Origin of the sequence: Salinicola sp. RZ23 (genome assembly GCF_003206675.1) — a bacterium.
GTDB lineage: Bacteria > Pseudomonadota > Gammaproteobacteria > Pseudomonadales > Halomonadaceae > Salinicola > Salinicola endophyticus.
Genome location: NZ_PZJK01000003.1, coordinates 39,755 through 61,242, shown reverse-complemented (window position 1 = coordinate 61,242; position 21,488 = coordinate 39,755). Strand labels below are relative to the sequence as shown.

Genomic DNA, 21,488 nt, shown 5'->3' with positions numbered 1-21,488 from the left:
GCCCTCCCGGTCAGACAGGGTCTAGGCGGAGGCGCCGGCACCCAGCATGGCGGCACCGCGCACGCCGCTGGCAGCGCCCAGGCGCGAGGCCACCACCCGCGGCATGGCCACACCAGGAAAGAGATGACGCCCGAGCGCCGCCGGCAGCTCGGCGACCACTTCCGGCAGGGTGGAGAGCCCGCCACCGATCACGATCGCCGCCGGGGCCAGCAGCTTGGTGACGTTGGCCAACGCCTCGCCGATCAGATCGACATGGCAGCGGTGGGCCAGCTCCGCCGCGGGGTCGCCCGCTTGCCAGGCGGCATACCAGGTCTCGGCACGCTCCGCCTCGCCGCCGAAGTGACGGAACAGCGTCACCAGCCCCGGGCCGGAGATATAACGCTCGAGACAACCGTGCAGACCACAGCCACAGGCCAGACGCGGTAGATGATAACGCTCGCTCGCCGCCGCCGAGAGCGGGAGATGCCCCCATTCGCCGGCCAGGCCGCCGTGCCCGCCGAGCAGCCGCCCCTCGACGATCGCCCCACCACCGGCACCGGTACCCAGGATCGCGCCGAAGGCGTGGCGCTCGCCCGCAGCGGCACCACCGGGGCCGACCTCCGAAAGAATGAAGCAGCGGCTGTCGTTGTCGAACGCCACCGGGCGGTCGAAGTGCTCGCTGAGTGACGCCGCCAGCGGTAGCTCACGCAGGCCGGGCAGATTGGCGGCGACGAGCCGCCCACCGGCGTCGATCACACCGGGCAGGCCGAGCCCCAGGGTGCCACGCGCGCCGCCCTGCGCATCGGCCACGGCGACCATCGCCGCCAGCCGCGCCAGCAGTGCCGGACCATCCGCCGCGGGAGTCGCCTCGCGCCAGGTGGCAAGCCGCTGCCACTGGGAGTCGAAGACCCCGAGTTCGATCTTGGTACCGCCGACATCGATGCCGTAGTGCATGCCAACTCCTCTGGTGGGCGCCTCGCGGCGATAAAAAAGGGCGCCCACGGGCGCCCAGGAGAGCAATCGGTGACCGGGATCAGCGCGTCACGTCGCTGGGCTGCGGCAGCGCCGGCAGCGACTTGTCCAGCAGCGTGACGCTCTGCCGATAGTAGAGCTGGCTCTTGCTGTGGTCACCGAGGTTGGCATACAGCCGCGCCAGCTCCGCACACACCACCCCGCTCGGGCGCTGGCGCTGGCTCGCCTCGAAGTACTCCTGCGCCTTGCCCCAGTAGGCGTTGCGCAGCGACAGCCGGCCCAGGGTGAGCAGCAGATCGGGGTCGTTGGGCCGCTCCTGCAGCCACTTCTCGGCGTATGCCAGCTGGCGCGCGGCATCGACATTGAGCAGGCCGTAGCGCAGTACCAGACGCGTGTCCCAGTGCTCTTTCAGGGCGTTGCGCAGCAGGCGCTCGGCGTCGCCCTCCTCGCCGCCCTTGATCAGCGCATCGCTGTAGAGCAGGACCAGCTCGACGTCGCTGCGCAGTGCATCGGGCATGTCCGCCCACAGCGAGCGCACCCGCTGCAGATTGCCCTCCTGCTGGGCGGCGTGGATCAGCAGCTCGCGATTGGCGCGCTGCTCGAGTTCGCGGCGCTCGTCGTCGGTGATCAGGTGATGCTTGTCGAGCCGCGGCAGCAGCCGGCGCAGGCCGTCCCAGTCGTTGACGCTGAGATAGGCCTGCTTGAGCAGCTTGAGCACCTGCGGATGCTCCGGTAGCTGCTGCTCGAGACGGGTCAGAGTAGCCAGCGCCTCCTCGAACTGCTGCCGGTCGAGCATCAGTTGCGCCTGCACCAGGCCGACCGCGGTGTCGGCGCCCTCGGTGCTGTGGTGGGCGCGCTTGAGCAGCACGTCGGCCTGCTCGTAGCGGCCCTGATAGTGCGCCGCCAGGGCCGCCGAGAGATAGTTGACCAGCGGCGTGCCGGAGTCATCGGCGGCCTTGGTCAAGGCCTTTTCGGCACGCTTCCAGCGCCCCTCGGCCAGCGCCACCAGGCCACGCACGGTGCGCTTCATGGCGGTGCGGTGGCGAGTGCGGCTGTTCCACACCTTGAGCCGGCTCATCGGCCGGCGCAGGCGCATCAGCGCGCGCAGGCCGAAGTGCAGCACCAGGAAGGCGATCAGCAGCAGCACGCAACCGAACCAGAATGAGGTCTGGATCGAGGTGTCACCGACGCGGACGAACCAGTACCCCGGCAGCGACTGCATCAGCTGCCCGAACAGCGCGCCGACCGCCAGACCGAAGACGATCAGCAGGATCAGCTTTCTCATGCGCCCTCTCCCTGTGCCGATCCGTTCTGCGTCGCCTGACCGCCGCCGTTCGCGTTACCGCTACCCGTGCCGTTGCCGAAGCGCTTCTCGATGAACTGCTTGAGCAGCTGCGACGACTGGCTGATGTCCGGCAGCTCCGGACGCACGTTCTCGTCACGCAGCGAAGAGAGCTTGTCGAGGGCATTCTCGACACCCTGATTGTCGGTGTCGTAGTAGCCCTTGATCAGTTCGATCGCCTTGCCCAGGCTGGCCTGGTAGAGCTTGGGCTCGGCCTTGAGCAGCGCCAGCTGCGCCTGTTCCAGCAGCATGCGCACGTTCTGGCGCAGGTAGGACTCCTGCTCCGGGGTGATCAGCGCCTCCAGCGGCTGGTCGTGGCGCCGTACGGTGACCAGATCCTTGAGCTCACGCCCCAGGGTGGCGAGCTGATCGCGCCAGCCACCGCTGGGCTGGGCGTCGCCCTTGCCGGCGGCGATCTGCTCGATGTCCTGCTTCAGCGGCAGGCGTGCCAGCTGCTCCTGCTGCGCCATCAGCGCCAGGTAGATGCCGGTGCGGTCGATCACCGGCACCGAGTCGAGCGCCGCCAGCTCCGACTGGATCGCGCGGCGGATCGGTACCAGCGCCGGGTTGTCGGCATCGCGCAGGCGCGCATCGGCGGCGTTGAGCAGCGCCTTGGCGCCGGGCACGTCGCGCTCCAGCTGCAGCCGCTGATTGGCCAGCCGCAGCAGATATTCGGCTTCGGCGTGGAGCCACTCGCGCGGGTCGGCCTGCTGCTGCTTGGCCAGCTCCGCGAGCACCTTGTCCAGCGTCTTGTCGAGGCTCTGGCGATACTGATCGAACTCGCCGCGCATCATCTTCAGCGACTGCTGGCGGTTCTGGTCGAGGTCGCCGACGCGCGAGCGCAGATCGTCGATGGCGCCGCGGTTGGACTGGACCTGATCCAGCTTCTGCTGCTGTTGCTGCAGCAGTTGCCAGCCGCGGTAGCCGATGGCCGCCACCGCGACCGCCAGCACGATGACCAGGATCAGCGCCAGCAGGCCGAGCTTGCCGCCCTTCCCGCCACCGCTGCTACCGCCACTGCCGACGGGCTTGGCACCCGATGGCGGTGCACCGCCGCCGTCACGCGACAGCGGCCCGCTGGACTTGGCCGACCTGGCGCTCGCCTTGTCCTGGCTCTTGGCGGCGTCGCGCTTGCCACCACTGCCTTGGCTACCGGCGCCAGCGGTCTTGGGGCCATCACTCTTGGCGCCGGCAGTCTTGGCACCCGCGTTACTGGTCGTGTCGGCCTGGCCATCGCCGGAAGGAGCCGTCTCGTTCTTGGCGGCGCTGGCGGCCTTGCCACTGGTGCGGGAGGTGCTGGGTTCGCCGTTGGCATCCGGCCGGGTCACGTCCGGCTTGACCGGATCGGTACGCTCGGCGGTATCGGCAGCGCTGGTGGTCTCGGGTGTCGACGCGGCAGTCGACGAAGCGGTCTTGTCCTGCTCGGCTTTCCGAGCGTCGCCGTCGGCCTGATTGCCGGAAGCGGTGGCCGACTGCGGTTGTTGATCGTTTCGTTGCTTGCTCATCTACGCTGCCTTTACTCGTGATCACCCTGATCGAAGGTGGCGCCCGGACGGCGCGTCGGGTTGGCGACGGTGCCATCGGAGCAGGATCGAACCGGCTCTGGGCGGCGGGCCGGAAGGCCGGCCCCACCGAACACGCGAGATCAGCTCGCGCGCAGCGCAGTCACCGCCTCAGCCAGCGCCTCCGGCGTAGGCCCGGACGCCACGTGAAGCGAGCCGAATCCCAGCTGTCTCGCCAGTGTAGCCAACCGTCCACTCGAGACGATTAGCGGTTGGTTCAACGCTATCGGGCCACACCCGGTGGCCAGATGTTGCAATATTTCCCCGCTGGTCACCACCAGCGCCGCATAGTCGCCCTGGGCCAGCCAGGTCGCCGCCGGGGGCGCCGGCGGGCGGTAGCAGCGGCGGTAGAGCGTCAGCGTGTCGAGCATCGCGCCGCGCGCCGTCAACTGCTCGGCCAGCACCTCGCGACCGCCCTCACCGCGGGCCAGCAGCAGTCGCTTGCCCGCCACCGCCCGCAGCGACGGCGTATCGAGCAACCCCTCGCTATGCTCGCCGGCCCCCGCCGGGGGCAGCACGCAGGGCACCCCAAGCTCCTGATGCAGGGTTGCCGCCGTAGCCTGCCCCACTGCATAGAAGCGTAGCCGCTGGGGTAGCTGCGGCCAGTATGACGCAATCGCCTCGGCCAGAGATACGGCCGCCTGCGGACTCACCACGATGATGCCCTGAAAAGCGTCGAGATCGAGCACCAGCGCGCGCGCGGCATGGGCCAGCGGCAGTGGCTCGAACGCCAGCACCTCGAGCGCCACCGGCTCGCAGCCGGCCGCGCGCAGGGCCTGGGCCAGCACCGCGCCACGCTCGCCGGGGCGCGTGATCAGGACCCGGGCAGCCATCAGGCGCTCCCGTAGACCTCGGCCAGAATATCGCCAGCGCCCTGCTCCAGCAGCGACTCGGCAATGCGGATACCCAGCGCCTCCGGCTCCATCGCCGAGCCGCGCCCCTCGGCGCGCAGCACCTGGGAGCCATCCGGATGCCCGACGAGCCCACGCAGCCACAGGGTGTCGCCATCGTTCTCGAGTACCGCATAGCCGCCGATCGGCACCTGGCAACCACCATCGAGACGCGTGTTCATGGCGCGCTCGGCGCGCACCCGGGTCGCCGTGGGGCCGTGATCCAGGGTCGCCAGCAGCGCCACCAGATCGGCATCGTCATGGCGGCATTCGATGCCCAGTGCGCCCTGGCCGCAGGCGGGCAGGCTCTCCTCCGGCGACAGTTCGGCGGTGATCCGCTCACCCAGCTGCAGACGCTGAAGCCCGGCGGTGGCCAGAATGATCGCCTCGAAATCACCGGCATCGAGCTTGCCCAGGCGGGTCTGGACATTGCCACGCAGCGGCAGCACCTCCAGATCCGGGCGCCGCGCGGCCACCTGCAGCCCGCGGCGCAGGCTGGAGGTGCCGACCCGGGCCCCCTGGGGCAGGGCATCGACACTAGCGTAGGTGTTGGAGACGAAGGCGTCGGTCGGCGCCCCGCTCTCGAGAATCACCGACAGCCCCAGGCCGTCGGGGAAGTGCATCGGCACATCCTTCATCGAGTGCACGGCGAGATCGGCGCGGCCATCGAGCATCGCCTCCTCCAGCTCCTTGACGAACAGCGCCTTGCCGCCGATCTTGGCCAGCGGCGTGTCGAGGATCTTGTCGCCGCGCGTGGAGAGCGGCACCAGTTCGATCTCCAGATGCGGGTGCTGCTGCGCCAGCAGCGCCTTGACGTGTTCGGCCTGCCATAGCGCCAGCGCACTCTTGCGGGTGGCGATTCTCAATCTGTTAGCGTCGAGCACGCGGGTCTCCGAAGTCTGGGGCGCGGGGGCAAAGACCACCCGCCGCGGGGTGTACGTTCGTCGGCACGAACCTTGTAGGCATGATAAAGCAGTCACCCTGCCAGGAAAAATCACGCCCCCTCGACCTGGCCCCGGCGGCGCTCGCCCCCGTCCCACGCGGCCACGACTCTGGTACACTCCAGACAGCGTTTCGCCGGCCCGCGCGCGCCATGCGCGACCCGCGATCACACCCGGCCACCCGGCACCCATACCCGGTCAACCTAGGCAGAGTTCGTATTCGATGACGCAGGCAACCAACCAATCCTGGGGCGGACGTTTCAGCGAGCCCACCGACGCATTCGTCGCCGCCTTCACCGCTTCGATCTCCTTCGACAAGCGGCTCTACCATCACGACATCCGCGGCTCCGTGGCCCATGCCACCATGCTGGCACGGGTCGGCGTGCTGACCGAGGCGGAGCGTGATCGCATCATTCAGGGCCTGGGCGAGATCGAAGCCGAGATCGAGCGCGGCGAGATCGAGTGGTCGGTCGACCTGGAAGATATCCACATGAACGTGGAAGCGCGGCTCACCGACAAGATCGGCATTACCGGCAAGAAGCTGCACACCGGACGCTCGCGCAACGACCAGATCGCCACCGACATCCGCCTCTACCTGCGCGACGAGATCGACGCCGTGGCGGCGGAGCTGGCGCGCCTGCGACGCGGCCTGATCGAACTCGCCGAAGCCGAAGCCGACACCATCATGCCCGGCTTCACCCACCTGCAGACCGCGCAGCCGGTGACCTTCGGCCACCACCTGCTGGCGTGGCAGGAGATGCTCGCCCGCGACCACGAGCGTCTCTACGACTGCCGCAAGCGGGTCAACGTGCTGCCGCTGGGTGCCGCGGCCCTGGCCGGCACCACCTACCCGATCGACCGCCACGTCACCGCCGAGCTGCTCGGCTTCGAGCGCCCGGCGGAGAACTCGCTGGACGCGGTCAGCGATCGCGACTTCGCGATCGAGTTCACCGCCTTCGCCAGCATCCTGCTGATGCACCTGTCGCGCATGAGCGAAGAGATGGTGCTGTGGGCCAGCGCCCAGTTCGACTTCGTCGATCTGCCCGACCGCTTCTGCACCGGCTCCTCGATCATGCCGCAGAAGAAGAACCCGGACGTGCCCGAGCTGGTGCGCGGCAAGACCGGCCGCGTCTATGGCCACCTGATGAGCCTGCTGACGCTGATGAAGTCGCAGCCGCTGGCCTACAACAAGGACAATCAGGAGGACAAGGAGCCGCTGTTCGACACCCTCGACACGGTCAAGGGCTGCCTGCGCGCCTTCGCCGACATGGCGCCGGCGCTGCGCGCCAAGCGCGCCAACATGCTCGAAGCGGCGCGCCGCGGCTTCTCCACCGCCACCGACCTGGCCGACTACCTGGTACGCGCCGGGGTGGCCTTCCGCGATGCCCACGAGATCGTCGGCAAGGCGGTGGCCTACGGCATCGAGTCGGGCAAGGATCTCTCCGAGATGTCCCTCGACGAGCTCCAGCGCTTCTCCACCACCATCGGCGCAGACGTCTTCGAGGTGCTGACCCTGGAAGGCTCGGTGGCGGCGCGCAACCATATCGGCGGTACCGCTCCGGATCAGGTGCGCGCCGCGGCCAGCCGCGCCCGCACGGCCCTCGACGCGCTTCAGGAGGCCCAGCATGTCGCGTAATCTGCTTCTCGTCGCCCTGCTCGCCCTGACCGGGCTGGCGGTGGCCGGCTGCGGCCAGAAAGGCCCGCTCTATCTGCCCGAGGACAACCAGGCGGCCAAGACCTACGATCCCCAGGGCACCCACGACGACGCCCAGCAGGGCGAGCCCGCACGGCAGGGTGACACCGCGCAGGCCCAGCCTCAGCATCCGTCCCAGACACCCCAGGCGGAGGCACAGCCGTGACGTTCGAAGCCTTCCCCCGGCATGACGGCGTGCTGCACGCCGAATCGGTCCCCCTGGCGCAGATCGCCGCCGACTACGGCACGCCCTGCTACGTCTACTCGCGCGCCGCGCTGACGCAGCAGTTCCGCGCCTACAGCGATGCCCTGGGCGATATGCCACATCTGGTCTGCTACGCGCTGAAGACCAACTCCAACCTGGCGGTGATCGACCTGCTGGCGCGCCTCGGCGCCGGATTCGACATCGTCTCCCAGGGTGAACTGGAGCGGGTACTGGCCGCCGGCGGCGACCCGGCCAAGGTGGTCTTCTCCGGGGTCGCCAAGCAGGCCGACGAGATGGCACGGGCGCTGGAGGTCGGCATCAAGTGCTTCAACGTCGAGTCGCGCCCCGAACTCGAGCGCCTCGAACGTGTCGCCGCCGAACGCGGCCAGGTGGCCAACGTCTCGATCCGGGTCAATCCGGACGTCGACGCCGGCACTCACCCCTATATCTCCACCGGTCTCAAGGACAACAAGTTCGGCGTCGCCGCCGACGAGGTGCTCGATCTCTATACCTGGGCGGCCGGGCGCGACCATCTCAGGGTGGTGGGGCTGGACTGCCATATCGGCTCCCAGCTCACCGAGCTGGCGCCCTTCCTGGATGCCCTCGACCGCCTGCTCGCACTGGTCGATCGCCTCGCCGAGCGCGGCATCACCCTCGAGCATCTCGATCTGGGTGGCGGCCTCGGCGTGGTCTATCAGGACGAGACGCCGCCGCCGGCCCAGGCGCTGGTAGCCGCCGTGCGCGAGCGGCTGGCCGGACGCGAGCTGACCCTGATCTTCGAACCGGGCCGCTCGATCGCCGCCAACGCCGGCGTGCTGCTGACCCGGATCGAGTACCTCAAGCCGGGCGAAAGCAAGAACTTCGCCATCGTCGACGCCGGCATGAACGACATGATCCGTCCCTCGCTCTATCAGGCGTGGCAGCGCATCGAGGCGGTCGATACCCGCGCCCCGCGCCCTAGCGCCTGCTACGACGTGGTCGGCCCGGTATGCGAAAGCGGCGACTTCCTGGGCAAGGCGCGCGAACTCGCCGTGGCCGAGGGCGATCTGCTGGTGGTGCACGCCGCTGGCGCCTATGGTTTCGTCATGGCCTCGAACTACAACAGCCGCGGCCGCCCGCCGGAGGTGCTGGTGGATGGCGAGACCTGCCATCTGGTGCGCCAGCGGGAGTCGCTCGCGTCGCTGTGGGCCCTCGAGTCGCGGCTGCCGGAGACGTCTTGATGCTGTTGAATTTCACCAAGATGCACGGCCTCGGCAACGACTTCATGGTGGTCGATCTGATCAGTCAGCGCGCCTACCTGCGCGACGAGCAGATCCGCCGCCTCGCCGACCGGCACTTCGGGATCGGCTTCGACCAGCTGCTGCTGGTGGAGCCACCGCGGCAACCCGACATGGATTTTCGCTATCGCATCTTCAACGCCGATGGCGGTGAAGTGGAGAACTGCGGCAACGGTGCGCGCTGCTTCGCGCGCTTCGTGATCGATCAGCGCCTGACTCACAAGCGCGAGCTGCGCGTCGAGACCCTGGGTGGCCCGCTGACGCTCAAGGTCGACCCCGATGGCCGGGTGCGGGTGGATATGGGCGCGCCGCGCTTCGCCCCGGCGGCGCTGCCGTTCAGCGCCGAGGAAGATGTCCCGCTGCACCCGCTCGAGGTCGACGGCCAGCCGCTGGCACTGAGCGTCGCCTCGATGGGCAACCCGCACGCGGTGATCGAGGTCGAAGACGTCGACAGCGCCCCGGTCGAGACCCTCGGCCCGGCGCTGCAGCGCCACCCGAGCTTCCCGCGTCAGGTCAATGTCGGCTTCATGCAGATCGAATCGCCCCACGCCATCCGCCTGCGCGTCTACGAGCGCGGCGCCGGCGAGACCCTGGCCTGCGGTACCGGTGCCTGCGCGGCGGTGGCCTGCGGTATCCGCCGCGGCGTGCTCGCGAGTCCGGTCGAGGTGACCCTGCGCGGCGGGCGGCTGACCCTGGAGTGGGCCGGGGGCGACACCCCGATGATCATGACCGGCCCGGCCGAGCGGGTCTTCGAGGGGCGCGTGCCGCTGAGCTGAACCCGGCCGCCGCCGTGCGCCGGCCACCTTGCCGGCCCTATAACAACGATCGGACAACCACCGGTGAGACCGGGCGCTCCCACAGGGCGCCCTGCCACGACTTCACCCGGGACGACAGGAGAACAGCCGCATGTCACGTGTCCAGGTCCCCGAGCCGCGTCAGACGCTCGACCCCGATCGGGTCGCCGAGTGGCTGGCCCAGCACACCGACTTCTTTGTCGGTCGCGAGGGGCTGCTGCAGCAACTCAAGGTGCCGCACCCGCATATCCCCGGCGCCGTCTCGCTGCTCGAACGCCTGGTGGTCGATCTGCGCCAGCGTGCCGAGAGCGCCGAGTGGCGGCTGGAGAACCTGCTCGAGTCGGCGCGCTACAACGAGGCGCAGTATCGGCGCACCCGCGAACTGGTGCTGGGGCTGATCGAAGCCGAGGACGCCGACGCCCTGGCCGAGGCGCTGTCGACCCAGCTCGCCGAACGCTTTCGCACCCAGGCCATCGGGCTGTGGCTGGACGCTCCGCCAGCGTGCCACGCCACGCCCCGAGACACGCGCCAGTGGCAGCCGCCGCGTTTTCGTCTCGACGCCGAGGCGCGCCAGCGCCTGGAACTTCTGCTCAACGAGCAGAGCAGCCGCTGCACCACGCTGTCGCAGGCCGACTGGGCGCATCTGCTGCCCCACTGCAAGGCACCCGAGGGTGCCGGCTCCTGCGCCATCACCCGGCTCACCCAGGGCGAGACGCTGGGCTTTCTGATCCTGGCCAGCCACGACAGCGAGCACTTCCGGGCCACCCTCGACACCCTCTTCACCGAGTATCTCGGCGAGGTGGTCAGCCGCCTGCTCAAGCGCGCCGAGCGCCCCCATGCAGGCGACGCTTGACGCCTTCCTGGCGCGCCTGGCCCGGCGCGCCAGTCCGGCCACGCTCGATGCCTATCGGCGCGACGTGGCTCAGCTCGCGGCCTGGCTCGACACCCAGGGCATTGCCACTTGGCAGGCACTCGACGTCGCCCTGATACGGCGTTACCTGGCGCATGAGCGCACCCGCGGCCTGGCGCCGCGCACTCTGGCCCGGCGCCGTGCGGCGCTGTCGCGCTTCGCCGACTTCCTGGTCAGCCAGGGCGAGCTCGACCACAATCCGGTCAAGCTGACCCAGGCACCGCGCCAGCCGCGCCATCTGCCCAGCCCGGTCGATGTCGACCTGCTCGGTCGTTTCCTCGACACGCCCCACGACGGCGAACCGCTGGCCATCCGCGATCAGGCCATGCTCGAGCTGTTCTACTCCTGCGGGCTGCGCCTGGCGGAGCTGGCAGGGCTCGACCTGGAGGCCCTCGACGCCCGCCATGTCCGCGTGCTGGGCAAGGGCGGCAAGCCGCGCCAGGTGCCGCTGGGACGGCGCGCGGCGGCGGCCATTCGCGACTGGCTGGGGGTGCGCAGCACGCTCGCCGGCGACGGCGAACGTGCGCTGTTCGTGGCTCAGCACGGCGGCCGGATCGGCCACCGCGCAATCCAGAGCCGCCTGGCCGAGTGCGCCAAGCGCCGCGGTCTGCCCGAACACCTGCACCCGCACCGCCTGCGCCACTCCTTCGCCAGCCATCTGCTCGAGTCGAGCCAGGACCTGCGCGCGGTGCAGGAGCTGCTCGGCCATGCCAATCTTTCGACGACCCAGATCTATACCCGCCTCGACTGGCAGCAGCTCGCCGAGGTCTACGATCAAGCCCACCCGCGGGCCCGGCGCAAGCCGGGTGCTGCCCACGACGAACCCTGATCGCCATGCCGCTCGACGCCATCACCTTCGATCTCGACGACACCCTGTGGCACAACGGGCCCGTCATGGCCCATGCCGAACCGACCCACTACACCTGGCTGCTCGAGCAGATCGACGGCCGGCCGGAGGCGGAAGGCCGGCGCCTGGCCGAGACCTTTCCGCTGGAGGCCTACCAGCAGGTGCGCCAGCAACTGATGCAGCGCTTCCCGCTCAGCCGCGGCGACCATAGCTGGATTCGCGAGCGCGCCATGCTCGAGCTGCTGCGCGAGCACGGCCTGCCCGAGGCGGAGGCGCAGCGCTGGGCCGCCGCCGGCTTCGAGCGCTTCATGCAGCTGCGCCACGCGGTGACGCCCTTCCCGGAAGTGGTGCCGATGCTCGAGGCCTGGGCGCGGCGCTACCGCCTGGGAGTGATCACCAACGGCAACGTCGACGTGCGCCGCCTGGCGCTGGGCGACTATTTCGACGTGATCATCCTGGCCGGCGAAATGCATGCCCCCAAACCCGACACCCGCCCGTTTCTTACCGCCATGGCGCGTCTCGGCACCCAGCCGCACCGGGCGCTGCACGTGGGCGATCACTGGCAGGAGGACGTGCTCGCGGCGCAGCGCCTGGGCATGCACGCGGTGTGGATCGATGCCAAGCAGGAGGGAGAGCGCGAACTACCGCCGCGGGTGACGCGGATCACCCATGTCAGAGAGCTGCCGGCGGTGGTCGACCGGCTCGATCGAGGCGAGTAGTGCGCAGCGGATCGCGGGGAGAGGCTCGTGCCGCGGGCGCCGAGGGCTCAGCGTGCAGCCAGCCAGCGATCCATCACCGCGTAGGTCTGGTCGAGCCCCTGGCGCTTGAGCGCGGAGAACAGCTGCACGCTGACCAGATCCTCCCACTCGGCGAGCTGGCGCTTGACCTGCTGCAGCGAGGCCTTCGCCGGCCCCTGCTTCAGCTTGTCGGCCTTGGTCAGCAGGATATGCACCGGCAGTTCGCGGGCATCGGCCAGCTCCAGCAGCTGGATGTCGAAGTCGCTCAGCGGGTGGCGCACGTCCATCAGCAGAATCAGGCCGGCGAGGCCGCTGCGCCTTCGCAGATAGTCGGCGAGGTGCGACTGCCACTCCTTCTTCATCGCCTCGGGCACCTTGGCGTAGCCGTAGCCGGGCAGGTCCACCAGACGCAGGGTGTCGCCATTCTCCAGACCGAAGAAGTTGATCAACTGGGTCCGCCCCGGGGTCTTGGAGGTACGCGCCAGCGCATTCTGCTGGGTGAGCGCATTGATCGCACTCGATTTGCCGGCGTTGGAGCGCCCGGCGAAGGCGATCTCGATACCATCGTCCGGCGGGCACAGGGCCAGCTTGGGGGCGCTGATCAGAAAGCGGGCCGTCTGGTAGTTGCGGCGCGGGGGCGTCGAGGTCATGGCAAGGGCTCTACGGGCGGGCGTGATCGGTCGTGCGCAGTGTATCACGCCCTGCTGGGCGGGCGAGTGCTGCGCCAGCGGCAGGCACGCCAGGTGTCTCCCCGGGTATGCCCCTCTACTTTCACGTGTCATTCTGGCAGGCTACCCTCAGTGACATGAGGAGACGTCGGCCGCGACGCCCAGGGAACCTCCGGCATCCCGGGCGCTCAAAACCCCATGGCTCGCCGCCGAATCGATCCCGCGTCGAGACGTCCGTTTTCGATCCATCAGGAGCAGTACACGCATGATCAAGTCGCTTGTGGCGCTAATGGCAGGTCTCACCTTCTCCGGCGCCGTGATGGCCGCCGGCATCGTCGAAGGCAAGGATTATCAGGTCATCGAGCAACCGATGAAGTCCGAGGCACCGGCGAACAAGATCGAAGTCACCGAGGTGTTCTGGTACGGCTGCCCGCACTGCTACGCGCTCGAGAAGCCGCTCAACGAGTGGGTCGCCAGCCTCCCCGACGATGTCGAGTTCGACCGTATGGCGGCGCCGCTGGGCAGAGTGTGGGAACAGCATGCCAAGGCCTTCTACGCCGCCAAGTCGCTGGGCATCGAGCACGAGATGCGCCAGGACTTCATGGACGCGATCCACAAGCAGGGCAAGCGCCTGACCGACGAGGATGACATCGCCGAGTTCTTCACCCACTACGGGGTGACCAAGGAGCAGGCGCTCAAGGCGCTCGACTCCTTCGGCGTGAAGAGCCAGATCCAGCAGGCGGCGGCCAAGATGCGCTCGTATCAGTTGATGGGCGTGCCCGACCTGATCGTCGACAACCACTATGTGGTGACCCCGGACTCCGCCGGCTCGCTCGAGAACATGCCGAAAATCGCCAGCGCGCTGATCGAGAAGGTGCGCGAGGAGCGCCAGGAGGCCAAGTGACACCATGTCCGTAGCCGCCTCGACGCCCGCCAGCGAGATCGCGCCGACGCTGAAACTGCTGACCTGCAATCTGCAGGTCGGCATTCACACCTCGGCCTACCACCACTATCTGACCCGCAGCTGGCAGCACCTGCTGCCGCATCCCAAGCGCAGCTCGCGCCTGGACCGGGTCGCCGGCGCGCTGGCCGGCTTCGACATCGTCGGCCTGCAGGAGGTCGACGGCGGCAGCTTCCGCTCCAGCCACGTCAATCAGGTCGAGTATCTGGCCCGGCGCTCGGCCTTCGAGTACCACTTCCAGCAGCTCAACCGCAATCTGGGCCGGGTCGCCCAGCACAGCAACGGGCTGCTCTCGCGACTCTCGCCCAACCAGATCGACGAGCACCGCCTGCCCGGAATGCGCGGCCGCGGTGCCATCCATGCGCGCTACGGCAGTGGCCCTGACGCGCTGCATGTGTTCGTCGCTCATCTCGCCCTGAGCCAGCGCGGGCAGGCGCGTCAGCTCGACTATCTCGGCGAGATCATCCGCCCGCTGCGCCACGTGGTGGTGATGGGCGATCTCAACTGCACCCCCGATCAGTTGCAGAGCCACACCCGCTTCTGCCAAGCCCTCGAGCTCGAACCGCTCAAGCCGCTGCCGAGCTACCCCGCCTGGCAGCCGCGGCGCGCGCTCGACCATATCCTGCTGTCGGCCTCGCTCAAGCCGGAAGGCTCGCGGGTGCTCGACGCGATGTTCTCGGATCATCTGCCGGTCGCCGTCGATGTCCATCTGCCCGCCGCCTGCCGCGTCAGCATCGGCCTGGGGCGCCAGGATCGGCGCCACGACGACCCCGCCTGAGCACGCACCAGAGCAGCCCGATCACGCGTGACCGGCTGACTCACACCGCGTTGGGCCGAGTCCTCCTGCTCGACGGCTCCGGTCGCTCGACGCCAGGCCCTGTCGATGTGTGACCCTCTCGATACGTGGCCCTCTAGAGACATCACCCTCTCGACGCCTCACCCCGCTTGCGGACACGCCCACCGCGAGGCCCATGAGGCGCACGCCCCTCATCGCCCAAGCCACCTCCCACCACGCACCACGCAAAAGCGCCTCCGAAGAGGCGCTTGGGTGAGCGGGCAAACGGCGGCTCGCGGCGTCAATAGGCGCTGTTGCCGGCGACCCAGTGGACCCAGTCGATCATCGGCGTGGGGTAGAGTCCCAGCAGAATCACCAGCGTGGCCACCCCGAGCACCACCATGCCCCCCGCGCGTTCGGCCCAGTCGTGGGTGGCGTCGCGGCTCTGCATGCCCGGCTCGTGCAGGAACAGCGTCACCATCACCCGCAGGTAGTAGTAGAGCCCGATGGCGCTGCCCAGCACCACACTGCCGACCAGCCACCAGCGATGCGCCTCCACCCCCACGGCAATGATGTAGAACTTGCCGATGAAACCGGCGGTGAAGGGAATCCCCGCCAGCGACAGCATCGACACGGTCATCACCGCGGTCAGGTAGGGGCGGCGCCAGAACAGGCCACGGTAGTGGTGCAGCGAGCTGGCGTCGGCAGGCCCCCCGGTGGGGGTGTAGGGGCTGGAGACCAGGGTGACCACGCCGAAGGCGCCCAGGGTGGTGATCACATAGGTCACCAGGTAGATCCCCACTGTCTCCACCGCCAGGCCGTCGTTGACCACCAGCGCCACCAGCAGATAGCCGAAGTGGGCGATCGAGGAGTAGCCGAGCAGCCGCTTGAGGTCGTTCTGGGTCAGCGCCAGCAGGTTGCCCACCAGCATGGTCACCACGGCGATGACCCCGAGCAGGTCGTGCCACCAGTTCTCGTGCAGCGCCAGCGCCGACTGGAACAGGCGCAGCAGGACCAGGAACACCGCCACCTTGCTCGCGGTGGCGAGGAAGGTGGTCGCCGGCCCCGGCCCGCCCTGATAGACGTCCGGCGTCCACAGGTGGAACGGTACGATCGACAGCTTGAACGCCAGCCCCACCAGCAGCAGCCCGGCACCGGCCAGCAGCCAGGGATCGCTGCCCTGGGTCGCCAGCGCCTGGCCCAGGGCGTCGAAGTCGAGGGTACCGGTCATGGCATAGAGCAGCGCCATGCCGAAGAGCAAAAAGGCGGTGGCCGCCGCCGACAGCACCATGTACTTGATGCCGCTCTCCAGCGCGCCGCGGTCACGCAGGGTGTAGGCGAGCATCCCGAACAGCGGCATCGACAACAGCTCGATACCGAAGAACAGCGTCGCCATGTGGCGCGCCGAGACCAGCACCAGGCCCCCGGCGGCGGCACTCGTCAGCAGCAGGTAGAACTCGTCCCGCGGCCCGTCATAGCCCTCCAGATAGTGGTGCGCCAGGGTCACGCAGGCGAGCGTCGACATCAGCACCAGCACACCGCCGAAGCGCGCCAGGTCGTCGACCACCAGCAGATCGGTGACCGCCACCGTGCCCTGGGACCAGCCGAACAGCAGCGCCAGCAGCGCGGCGTTGAGGCCGACCGCAGTGATGACGGCGCTTAGCGCATGGTGTCGCCGCCAGGCGATCGAGAGCATCACCACGATGACGGTGAGACAGACCAGAATCAGCGGAGAAATCGCCATCAGCGCCGCCATCATTGTGCACCTCCCATCATCGCACCGGCTTGCTGAAAGCTCTGCTGTACCACCTGCATCGCCCCGGCCGAGGTCTCCAGCATGGGCTGCGGATAGACCCCGAAGAAGATCACCAGCGCCACGATCCCGAACAGCAGCGCCAGCTCACGTCGATCCAGCCCGCCCAGCGAGCTCTCCTCCTTGGGTGGCCCATAGTAGACCCGCTGCATGATGAACAGCGAGTAGACCGCGGCCAGGACCAGCCCCACGCTGGCGATCGCCACGGTCCAGGGAGCGACGCCGAAGCTGCCGAACATGACCATGAACTCGCCGACGAAGTTGGCGGTGCCCGGCAGCCCCAGCGAGGCCGCCACGAACACCAGGGCGAAGCCCGGCAGCCCGCGGATACGCCCCCAGAGCCCCCCCATCTGCCGCATGTCGCGGGTGTGCAGGCGCTCGTAGAGCTGGCCGGAGAGAATGAACAGACCGGCGGCGGAGAAGGCGTGGGCCACCATCAGCGCAACCACGCCCTGCAGTGCCAGCTCGGTACCGGCGTAGATCCCGATCAGCACGAAGCCCATGTGGGAGATGCTGGTGTAGGCGATCAGGCGCTTCAGGTCCTGCTGGCCGCAGGCCAGGATGGCACCGTAGAAGATCCCGATCAGCCCCAGCGTCATCGCCACCGGCGCGAACGCCTGGGACGCCTCGGGGAACAGCGGCAGCGCGAAGCGCAGCATGCCGTAGGCCGCCGTCTTGAGCAGGATACCGGCGAGGTCGACGCTGCCCGCGGTCGGCGCCTGGGCGTGGGCGTCGGGCAGCCAGCCGTGCAGCGGCACCACCGGCAGCTTGACCGCGAAGGCAACGAAGAAACCGAGCATCAGCCACCACGCCACCTGCGGGTCCATCGGCGTATTCAACAGGTCGCCGTAGGCGAAGGTGTAGACCCCGGTCGCCGAATGGTGGACGAACACCAGCCCGAGGATCGCGATCAGCATCATCAGGCCGCTGGCCTGGGTGTAGATGAAGAACTTGGTCGCCGCGCCGATGCGCGAACTCCCCTTGGAGCCGCTGTGGCCCCACAGCGCGATCAGGAAGTACATCGGCACCAGCATCATTTCCCAGAACAGGAAGAACAGGAACAGATCGATGGAGAGGAAGACCCCGACCACCCCGCCGAGGATCCACAGCAGGTTGAGGTGGAAGAAGCCGACCCGGCGCACGATCTCGTTCCACGAGCAGACCACCGCCATCGCCCCGAGCAGCCCGGTCAGCGCGATCATCAGCAGCGACAGCCCATCCAGCGCCAGGTGCAGCTTGATACCGAAGCGTGGAATCCAGTCCGCCTGCCACTCCAGCACCCAGGCGTGGGTAGCGCCCTGGGCGGGCAACGAGAAGTCGCTGCCCGCCCAGATCCCGAGCACCATCACCAGCTCCAGGAGCATGGTAGCGAGGGCGATCCAGCGCGGTGCCCGGTCGCCGAAACGTTCGGCCTGCCAGCACAGCAGCCCGCCGATGAAAGGGATCAGAATCAGCCAGACCAGAATCATGAATCAGCCACCCGCGATGATGTGAAAAGCGTCGTTCGAGCGTTCACCGCCAAACGTCCCGTCTCTCTTGCTTGCTGCACGCGCATCGCCTCACCCCACCAGCAGATAGACGAGCAGCAGCGTGGCGCCGAGCACCATCGATACCGCGTAGTGGCGCAGCCGTCCGGTCTGGGTCAGGCGCAGTCCGTCGTGGGAGAGGCGCGCCAGCCACGGCAGCAGATTGCACAGCGAGTTGATCCAGTCGCCGCGGTTGATCCGTACCAGGCCGCGATAAGGGCGCACGAACAGCCAGTCGTAGAGCGCATCGAATCCCCAGGCGTCGTGCCAGAAGTGCCACAGCCAGTTGCCGCGTCGATCGGCCACCGCACGCCGGATCAGATCGCGCCGGCGGCGGAACAGCCACAGCGCCAGCAGCACGCCGCCGACCGACACCGCCATGGCCACCAGCTCGAGGATGTGTTCGCCGGCCCCCTCGGTGTTGGGACCGGCCGGCAGCACATTGCCCAGCGGCTGAGTGATCTGGGCACCGATCGCGGTGGACAGCACGATCAGCACCACCAGCGGCACACCGTGGACCAGCCCCTTGTCAGCGCGCGCCTCGCGGGCGTGATCGCTCTTCGGCTGACCGTGGAAGGTGCCGAGGATCAGGCGCACGGTGTAGATCGAGGTGAGCAGCGCACCGAACACCCCCGCCGCCATCAGCACCGAGTGTCCGGCGCCCAGCGCCGAGACCAGGATCGCATCCTTGCTGTAGAAGCCGGCGGAGACCAGCGGCAGCGCCGCCAGCGCCGCCCCGCCCACCACGAAACCGGCGTAGGTGAGCGGCAACTTGCGCCACAGCCCGCCGAGCCGGCGCATGTCCTGCTCGTGGTGGGTACAGATGATCACCGAGCCGGCGGAGAGGAACAGCAGCGCCTTGAAGAAGGCGTGAATCATCAGGTGGAAGATCGCCGCGCTGTAGGCGCCCACGCCCAACGCCAGGAACATGTAGCCGATCTGGCTCATGGTCGAGTAGGCGAGCACGCGTTTGATGTCGGTCTGCGCCAGGGCGGCGAAGCCGGCAAGCGTCAGTGTCAGCGCCCCGATCACGCCGACCAGCAGCATCACGTCCGGGGCCAGCTCGAACAGCCCGTGGGTGCGCGCGATCAGATAGACCCCGGCGGTGACCATGGTCGCCGCGTGGATCAGCGCCGATACCGGCGTGGGGCCGGCCATGGCGTCGGCGAGCCAGGTCTGCAGCGGTAGCTGGGCCGACTTGCCCACCGCGCCACCGAGCAGCATCAGCGCCGTCAGCTGCGCCATCGGGTCGCCCTGGACCCACAGCTCCGGCGCCCGCGCCAGCAGCGTCTGCAGGTTGAGCGAACCGAGCTGGACGAACAGCAGGAACATGCCGATGGCGAGGAAGACATCACCGGTACGGGTGATCACGAACGCCTTGAACGCCGCCCAGCCGTTGGCCGGAGTGCGGTAGTAGTAGCCGATCAGCAGATAGCTGCACAGCCCCACGCCCTCCCAGCCGAAGTAGAGCAGCAGCAGGTTGTCGCCCAGCACCAGCAGGATCATGCTGAACACGAACAGGTTCATGTGGCAGAAGAAACGCGTCACCCCCTCTTCGCCGCGCATGTACCAGGCGGCGAACAGATGGATGAGGAAGCCGACCCCGGTGATCACCCCGAGCATGGTCAGCGACAGGCCGTCGAGCATCAGCCCCACGGTGGGCTGGAAATTGCCCACCGAGATCCAGTGCCATAGGGTCAGCGTGTGCGCCGCCTCGCCGTGGTCGTAGAAATCGAGACCGACCCCCAGGGTGCAGAGCGCGGCGAGCCCGATCGAGACCACCCCGACCGTGGCGCTGGCGCGCTCGCTCAGGCTTCCGAAGGAGAGCGCCAGGATCACGCCCCCCAGCAGCGGGAAGAGAAAGGTGCCCGTCAGCAATATGTCTGTGAAGTGGTTCATCCGCGCAACCTGCTCGCCGCATCGATATCGAGAGTCTTGAAGCGCCGGTAGAGCTGCATCAGCAGCGCCAGCCCTACGCTCGCTTCCGCCGCCGCCAGGGTAATCACCATCAGGAACATCACCTGGCCGTCGGCCTGGTGCCAGTGGGTACCGCCGACGATGAACGCCAGGCCCGCGGCGTTCATCATGATCTCCAGGCTCATCAGCACGAACAGCATGTTACGCCGCGTCATCAATCCGGCCAGCCCCAGCACGAACAGAATCGCCGCCAGTAGCAGGCCATGCTCCATGGGTATGCCGCTCATGCCCCTCTCCCCTGTCGATCCACCGTCTCGTCGCCTGCCGCGGCGCCCGGCCGCGCGCTGGCCGCCGCGTTGTGGGAAGCCGTGTTGGCCGCCGCCATCTTCTCGGCCCGCTCACGCTGGCGCTCGCGCGCCAGATCCGCCTCGTCGTGGGCCTCGCTGCGGCCCAGGTGCGAGGCGGCCACCAGCGCCGCCAGCAGCAGCATCGCCGCCAGCTCGACCACCACCAGATAGGGGCCGAACAGCGTGATGCCGACCATCTTGGCAGTCAGCGTCTCACCGCTGATGGTGCCGTCATAGGCGCCACGTGCCAGGGTCACCACCATCACCACCAGCAGCACCCCGGCGAGCACCGCCGGCCCCACCCACAGTCTGGGCGCGAGCCAGGCGCGCTCCTGCTCCACCGCCGACTCGCCCAGGTTGAGCATCATCACCACGAACACGAACAGCACCATGATCGCGCCGGCATAGACGATGATCTCGAGCGCCCCGGCGAAGGGGGCGCCGAGGGCGAAGAACACCATCGCCACGCTGATCAGCGACACGATCAGATAGAGCAGCGCGTGTACCGGATGGGTCCCGGTGACCACGCGCAGGGTCGCTAGAATCGCGACCAGACCGCTCAAGTAAAACGCGAGTTGCATGACTCTCTCCCGACAAACTGGCTACCCGGCCCACTGGCCGACCCACTGGCTACCCGATTCTCGCCTGTTCCGCAGCGTCCCGCTCGGCGGCACTATCGCGGCTCGCCACGCCTGCAGGCCGACCCGCAGCAGAGCCTGGCTAGGCTTTGTACGAAACGGTCTGCGCTCGCCGACTTTTCGTACATACCCTGAGTTCTCACGGCAGCAGCGACTTCACATCGATCGGCTCGGCCTCGTTCTGCGCCTGCCCCTTGTCCTTGCCTGCGATGGACAGCCCGGCGACCCGGTAGAAGTTGGTGTTGTGATCCTTGCCCGGTCCGTCGATCAGCAGATCCTGCTTCTCGTAGACCAGCTCCTGACGTCTGAACTCGCTCATCTCGAAGTCCGGCGTCAGCTGGATCGCCGAGGTCGGACACGCCTCCTCGCACATGCCGCAGAAGATGCAGCGCGAGAAGTTGATGCGGAAGAACTCCGGGTACCAGCGGCCGTCGTCGCGTTCGCCCTTCTGCAGCGAAATGCACGCCACCGGGCAGGCCACCGCACACAGGTTGCAGGCAACACAGCGCTCCTCACCGTCGGGGTCGCGGGTGAGCACGATACGCCCGCGGTAGCGCGGCGGCAGATAGACCTGCTCCTCGGGGTACGAGAGCGTCTCGCGCTTGCGCCAGGCGTGGCTGAACACCATCCACAGGGTGCGCAGCTGCGTCCCGGTACCGGTGACGATCTTCTTGATCTGACTCAGCATGAGCTC

General features: G+C 68.3%; 21 protein-coding genes. 9 read left to right on the top strand and 12 right to left on the bottom strand.

All coding sequences use genetic code 11. The annotated features are described in order from the left end of the window. Positions 1–21 precede the first annotated feature (21 nt). The 5 genes from DOM67_RS02515 to hemC form a co-directional block, all read right to left on the bottom strand. A complete protein-coding gene (locus DOM67_RS02515) occupies positions 22–933 on the bottom strand; it encodes an ROK family protein (protein WP_110674104.1) in 912 nt (303 codons plus the stop codon). 79 nt (positions 934–1,012) lie between these two features. Continuing rightward, the gene (locus tag DOM67_RS02510) at positions 1,013–2,236 is read right to left on the bottom strand and encodes a heme biosynthesis HemY N-terminal domain-containing protein (RefSeq protein ID WP_110674103.1); all 1,224 of its coding nucleotides are present in this window, start codon (positions 2,234–2,236) and stop codon (positions 1,013–1,015) included. After that, entirely contained in the window at positions 2,233–3,798 is a 1,566-nt protein-coding gene (locus tag DOM67_RS02505) for a uroporphyrinogen-III C-methyltransferase (RefSeq protein WP_110674102.1), read from the bottom strand. Before DOM67_RS02505 ends, DOM67_RS02510 begins: the two co-directional genes overlap by 4 nt. A 140-nt stretch (positions 3,799–3,938) precedes the next feature. Continuing rightward, positions 3,939–4,688, bottom strand: coding sequence for a uroporphyrinogen-III synthase (locus DOM67_RS02500; protein ID WP_110674101.1), 750 nt, complete (start codon positions 4,686–4,688; stop codon positions 3,939–3,941). After that, positions 4,688–5,629: a hydroxymethylbilane synthase gene (gene hemC / locus DOM67_RS02495; RefSeq protein WP_110674100.1), complete on the bottom strand. Its 942-nt coding sequence runs from the start codon at positions 5,627–5,629 to the stop codon at positions 4,688–4,690. Before hemC ends, DOM67_RS02500 begins: the two co-directional genes overlap by 1 nt. A gap of 280 nt (positions 5,630–5,909) precedes the next feature. On the opposite strand from hemC, the gene argH reads away from it, so the two are divergent. The 7 genes from argH to DOM67_RS02460 all read left to right on the top strand — a co-directional run bounded on the left by argH (position 5,910) and on the right by DOM67_RS02460 (position 12,131). Then, positions 5,910–7,322 (top strand): argininosuccinate lyase, encoded by a 1,413-nt coding sequence (gene argH / locus DOM67_RS02490; protein ID WP_110674099.1) that lies wholly within the window; start codon positions 5,910–5,912, stop codon positions 7,320–7,322. Continuing rightward, positions 7,312–7,545 carry a lipoprotein gene (locus tag DOM67_RS02485; protein WP_110674098.1) on the top strand — a complete coding sequence of 78 codons (234 nt, stop codon included), beginning with the start codon at positions 7,312–7,314 and terminating at the stop codon, positions 7,543–7,545. Before argH ends, DOM67_RS02485 begins: the two co-directional genes overlap by 11 nt. After that, positions 7,542–8,804, top strand: coding sequence for a diaminopimelate decarboxylase (lysA, locus tag DOM67_RS02480; protein WP_110674097.1), 1,263 nt, complete (start codon positions 7,542–7,544; stop codon positions 8,802–8,804). The genes DOM67_RS02485 and lysA overlap by 4 nt, the downstream gene beginning before the upstream one ends. Beyond that, entirely contained in the window at positions 8,804–9,637 is an 834-nt protein-coding gene (gene dapF, locus DOM67_RS02475; RefSeq protein WP_110674096.1) for a diaminopimelate epimerase, read from the top strand. The genes lysA and dapF overlap by 1 nt, the downstream gene beginning before the upstream one ends. Positions 9,638–9,767: 130 nt before the next feature. After that, positions 9,768–10,508: a DUF484 family protein gene (locus DOM67_RS02470; RefSeq protein ID WP_110674095.1), complete on the top strand. Its 741-nt coding sequence runs from the start codon at positions 9,768–9,770 to the stop codon at positions 10,506–10,508. Then, the gene (locus DOM67_RS02465; RefSeq protein ID WP_110674094.1) at positions 10,492–11,394 is read left to right on the top strand and encodes a tyrosine recombinase XerC; all 903 of its coding nucleotides are present in this window, start codon (positions 10,492–10,494) and stop codon (positions 11,392–11,394) included. Before DOM67_RS02470 ends, DOM67_RS02465 begins: the two co-directional genes overlap by 17 nt. 5 nt (positions 11,395–11,399) lie before the next feature. After that, positions 11,400–12,131 (top strand): HAD family hydrolase, encoded by a 732-nt coding sequence (locus DOM67_RS02460; RefSeq protein WP_110674093.1) that lies wholly within the window; start codon positions 11,400–11,402, stop codon positions 12,129–12,131. A 47-nt stretch (positions 12,132–12,178) separates the two neighbouring features. Here the strand turns inward: DOM67_RS02460 and yihA are convergent, their stop codons facing one another. After that, complete coding sequence (gene yihA / locus DOM67_RS02455) at positions 12,179–12,799, bottom strand: ribosome biogenesis GTP-binding protein YihA/YsxC (protein WP_110674092.1); 621 nt, start codon at positions 12,797–12,799, stop codon at positions 12,179–12,181. Positions 12,800–13,082: 283 nt separating this feature from the next. Here yihA and DOM67_RS02450 point away from each other — a divergent pair, with 283 nt between their 5' ends. Together DOM67_RS02450 and DOM67_RS02445 are read left to right on the top strand one after the other, a co-directional pair. Then, positions 13,083–13,721, top strand: a complete 639-nt coding sequence (locus tag DOM67_RS02450) for a thiol:disulfide interchange protein DsbA/DsbL (protein ID WP_110674091.1) — start codon at positions 13,083–13,085, stop codon at positions 13,719–13,721. Positions 13,722–13,725: 4 nt separating this feature from the next. Next, a complete protein-coding gene (locus DOM67_RS02445) occupies positions 13,726–14,556 on the top strand; it encodes an endonuclease/exonuclease/phosphatase family protein (RefSeq protein WP_110674090.1) in 831 nt (276 codons plus the stop codon). 298 nt (positions 14,557–14,854) lie between these two features. Here the strand turns inward: DOM67_RS02445 and nuoN are convergent, their stop codons facing one another. The 6 genes from nuoN to nuoI all read right to left on the bottom strand — a co-directional run bounded on the left by nuoN (position 14,855) and on the right by nuoI (position 21,482). After that, a complete protein-coding gene (gene nuoN, locus DOM67_RS02440; RefSeq protein WP_232825110.1) occupies positions 14,855–16,297 on the bottom strand; it encodes an NADH-quinone oxidoreductase subunit NuoN in 1,443 nt (480 codons plus the stop codon). Positions 16,298–16,308: 11 nt separating this feature from the next. Then, on the bottom strand, positions 16,309–17,835 hold the full coding sequence (gene nuoM / locus DOM67_RS02435) for an NADH-quinone oxidoreductase subunit M (protein ID WP_110674089.1): 1,527 nt from the start codon (positions 17,833–17,835) through the stop codon (positions 16,309–16,311). A 90-nt stretch (positions 17,836–17,925) separates the two neighbouring features. Continuing rightward, positions 17,926–19,791, bottom strand: coding sequence for an NADH-quinone oxidoreductase subunit L (gene nuoL / locus DOM67_RS02430; RefSeq protein WP_110674088.1), 1,866 nt, complete (start codon positions 19,789–19,791; stop codon positions 17,926–17,928). Next, positions 19,788–20,096 (bottom strand): NADH-quinone oxidoreductase subunit NuoK, encoded by a 309-nt coding sequence (gene nuoK / locus DOM67_RS02425; RefSeq protein WP_035476129.1) that lies wholly within the window; start codon positions 20,094–20,096, stop codon positions 19,788–19,790. Before nuoK ends, nuoL begins: the two co-directional genes overlap by 4 nt. Then, on the bottom strand, positions 20,093–20,737 hold the full coding sequence (nuoJ, locus tag DOM67_RS02420; RefSeq protein WP_110674087.1) for an NADH-quinone oxidoreductase subunit J: 645 nt from the start codon (positions 20,735–20,737) through the stop codon (positions 20,093–20,095). Before nuoJ ends, nuoK begins: the two co-directional genes overlap by 4 nt. A gap of 196 nt (positions 20,738–20,933) precedes the next feature. Continuing rightward, on the bottom strand, positions 20,934–21,482 hold the full coding sequence (gene nuoI, locus DOM67_RS02415; RefSeq protein WP_035476127.1) for an NADH-quinone oxidoreductase subunit NuoI: 549 nt from the start codon (positions 21,480–21,482) through the stop codon (positions 20,934–20,936). Positions 21,483–21,488: the final 6 nt, after the last annotated feature.

Excerpts from the sequence above, each read along its gene's own strand:
- DOM67_RS02445 (WP_110674090.1), top strand. The coding sequence starts at position 13,726 with ATGTCCGTAGCCGCCTCGACGCCCGCCAGCGAGATCGCGCCGACGCTG.
- DOM67_RS02500 (WP_110674101.1), bottom strand. The coding sequence starts at position 4,688 with ATGGCTGCCCGGGTCCTGATCACGCGCCCCGGCGAGCGTGGCGCGGTG.
- DOM67_RS02450 (WP_110674091.1), top strand. The coding sequence starts at position 13,083 with ATGATCAAGTCGCTTGTGGCGCTAATGGCAGGTCTCACCTTCTCCGGC.
- nuoL (WP_110674088.1), bottom strand. The coding sequence starts at position 19,791 with ATGAACCACTTCACAGACATATTGCTGACGGGCACCTTTCTCTTCCCG.
- nuoM (WP_110674089.1), bottom strand. The coding sequence starts at position 17,835 with ATGATTCTGGTCTGGCTGATTCTGATCCCTTTCATCGGCGGGCTGCTG.
- dapF (WP_110674096.1), top strand. The coding sequence starts at position 8,804 with ATGCTGTTGAATTTCACCAAGATGCACGGCCTCGGCAACGACTTCATG.
- nuoN (WP_232825110.1), bottom strand. The coding sequence starts at position 16,297 with ATGGCGATTTCTCCGCTGATTCTGGTCTGTCTCACCGTCATCGTGGTG.
- DOM67_RS02465 (WP_110674094.1), top strand. The coding sequence starts at position 10,492 with ATGCAGGCGACGCTTGACGCCTTCCTGGCGCGCCTGGCCCGGCGCGCC.
- DOM67_RS02510 (WP_110674103.1), bottom strand. The coding sequence starts at position 2,236 with ATGAGAAAGCTGATCCTGCTGATCGTCTTCGGTCTGGCGGTCGGCGCG.
- nuoI (WP_035476127.1), bottom strand. The coding sequence starts at position 21,482 with ATGCTGAGTCAGATCAAGAAGATCGTCACCGGTACCGGGACGCAGCTG.
- yihA (WP_110674092.1), bottom strand. The coding sequence starts at position 12,799 with ATGACCTCGACGCCCCCGCGCCGCAACTACCAGACGGCCCGCTTTCTG.
- nuoK (WP_035476129.1), bottom strand. The coding sequence starts at position 20,096 with ATGAGCGGCATACCCATGGAGCATGGCCTGCTACTGGCGGCGATTCTG.
- DOM67_RS02505 (WP_110674102.1), bottom strand. The coding sequence starts at position 3,798 with ATGAGCAAGCAACGAAACGATCAACAACCGCAGTCGGCCACCGCTTCC.
- DOM67_RS02460 (WP_110674093.1), top strand. The coding sequence starts at position 11,400 with ATGCCGCTCGACGCCATCACCTTCGATCTCGACGACACCCTGTGGCAC.
- DOM67_RS02515 (WP_110674104.1), bottom strand. The coding sequence starts at position 933 with ATGCACTACGGCATCGATGTCGGCGGTACCAAGATCGAACTCGGGGTC.
- argH (WP_110674099.1), top strand. The coding sequence starts at position 5,910 with ATGACGCAGGCAACCAACCAATCCTGGGGCGGACGTTTCAGCGAGCCC.
- nuoJ (WP_110674087.1), bottom strand. The coding sequence starts at position 20,737 with ATGCAACTCGCGTTTTACTTGAGCGGTCTGGTCGCGATTCTAGCGACC.
- DOM67_RS02470 (WP_110674095.1), top strand. The coding sequence starts at position 9,768 with ATGTCACGTGTCCAGGTCCCCGAGCCGCGTCAGACGCTCGACCCCGAT.
- DOM67_RS02485 (WP_110674098.1), top strand. The coding sequence starts at position 7,312 with ATGTCGCGTAATCTGCTTCTCGTCGCCCTGCTCGCCCTGACCGGGCTG.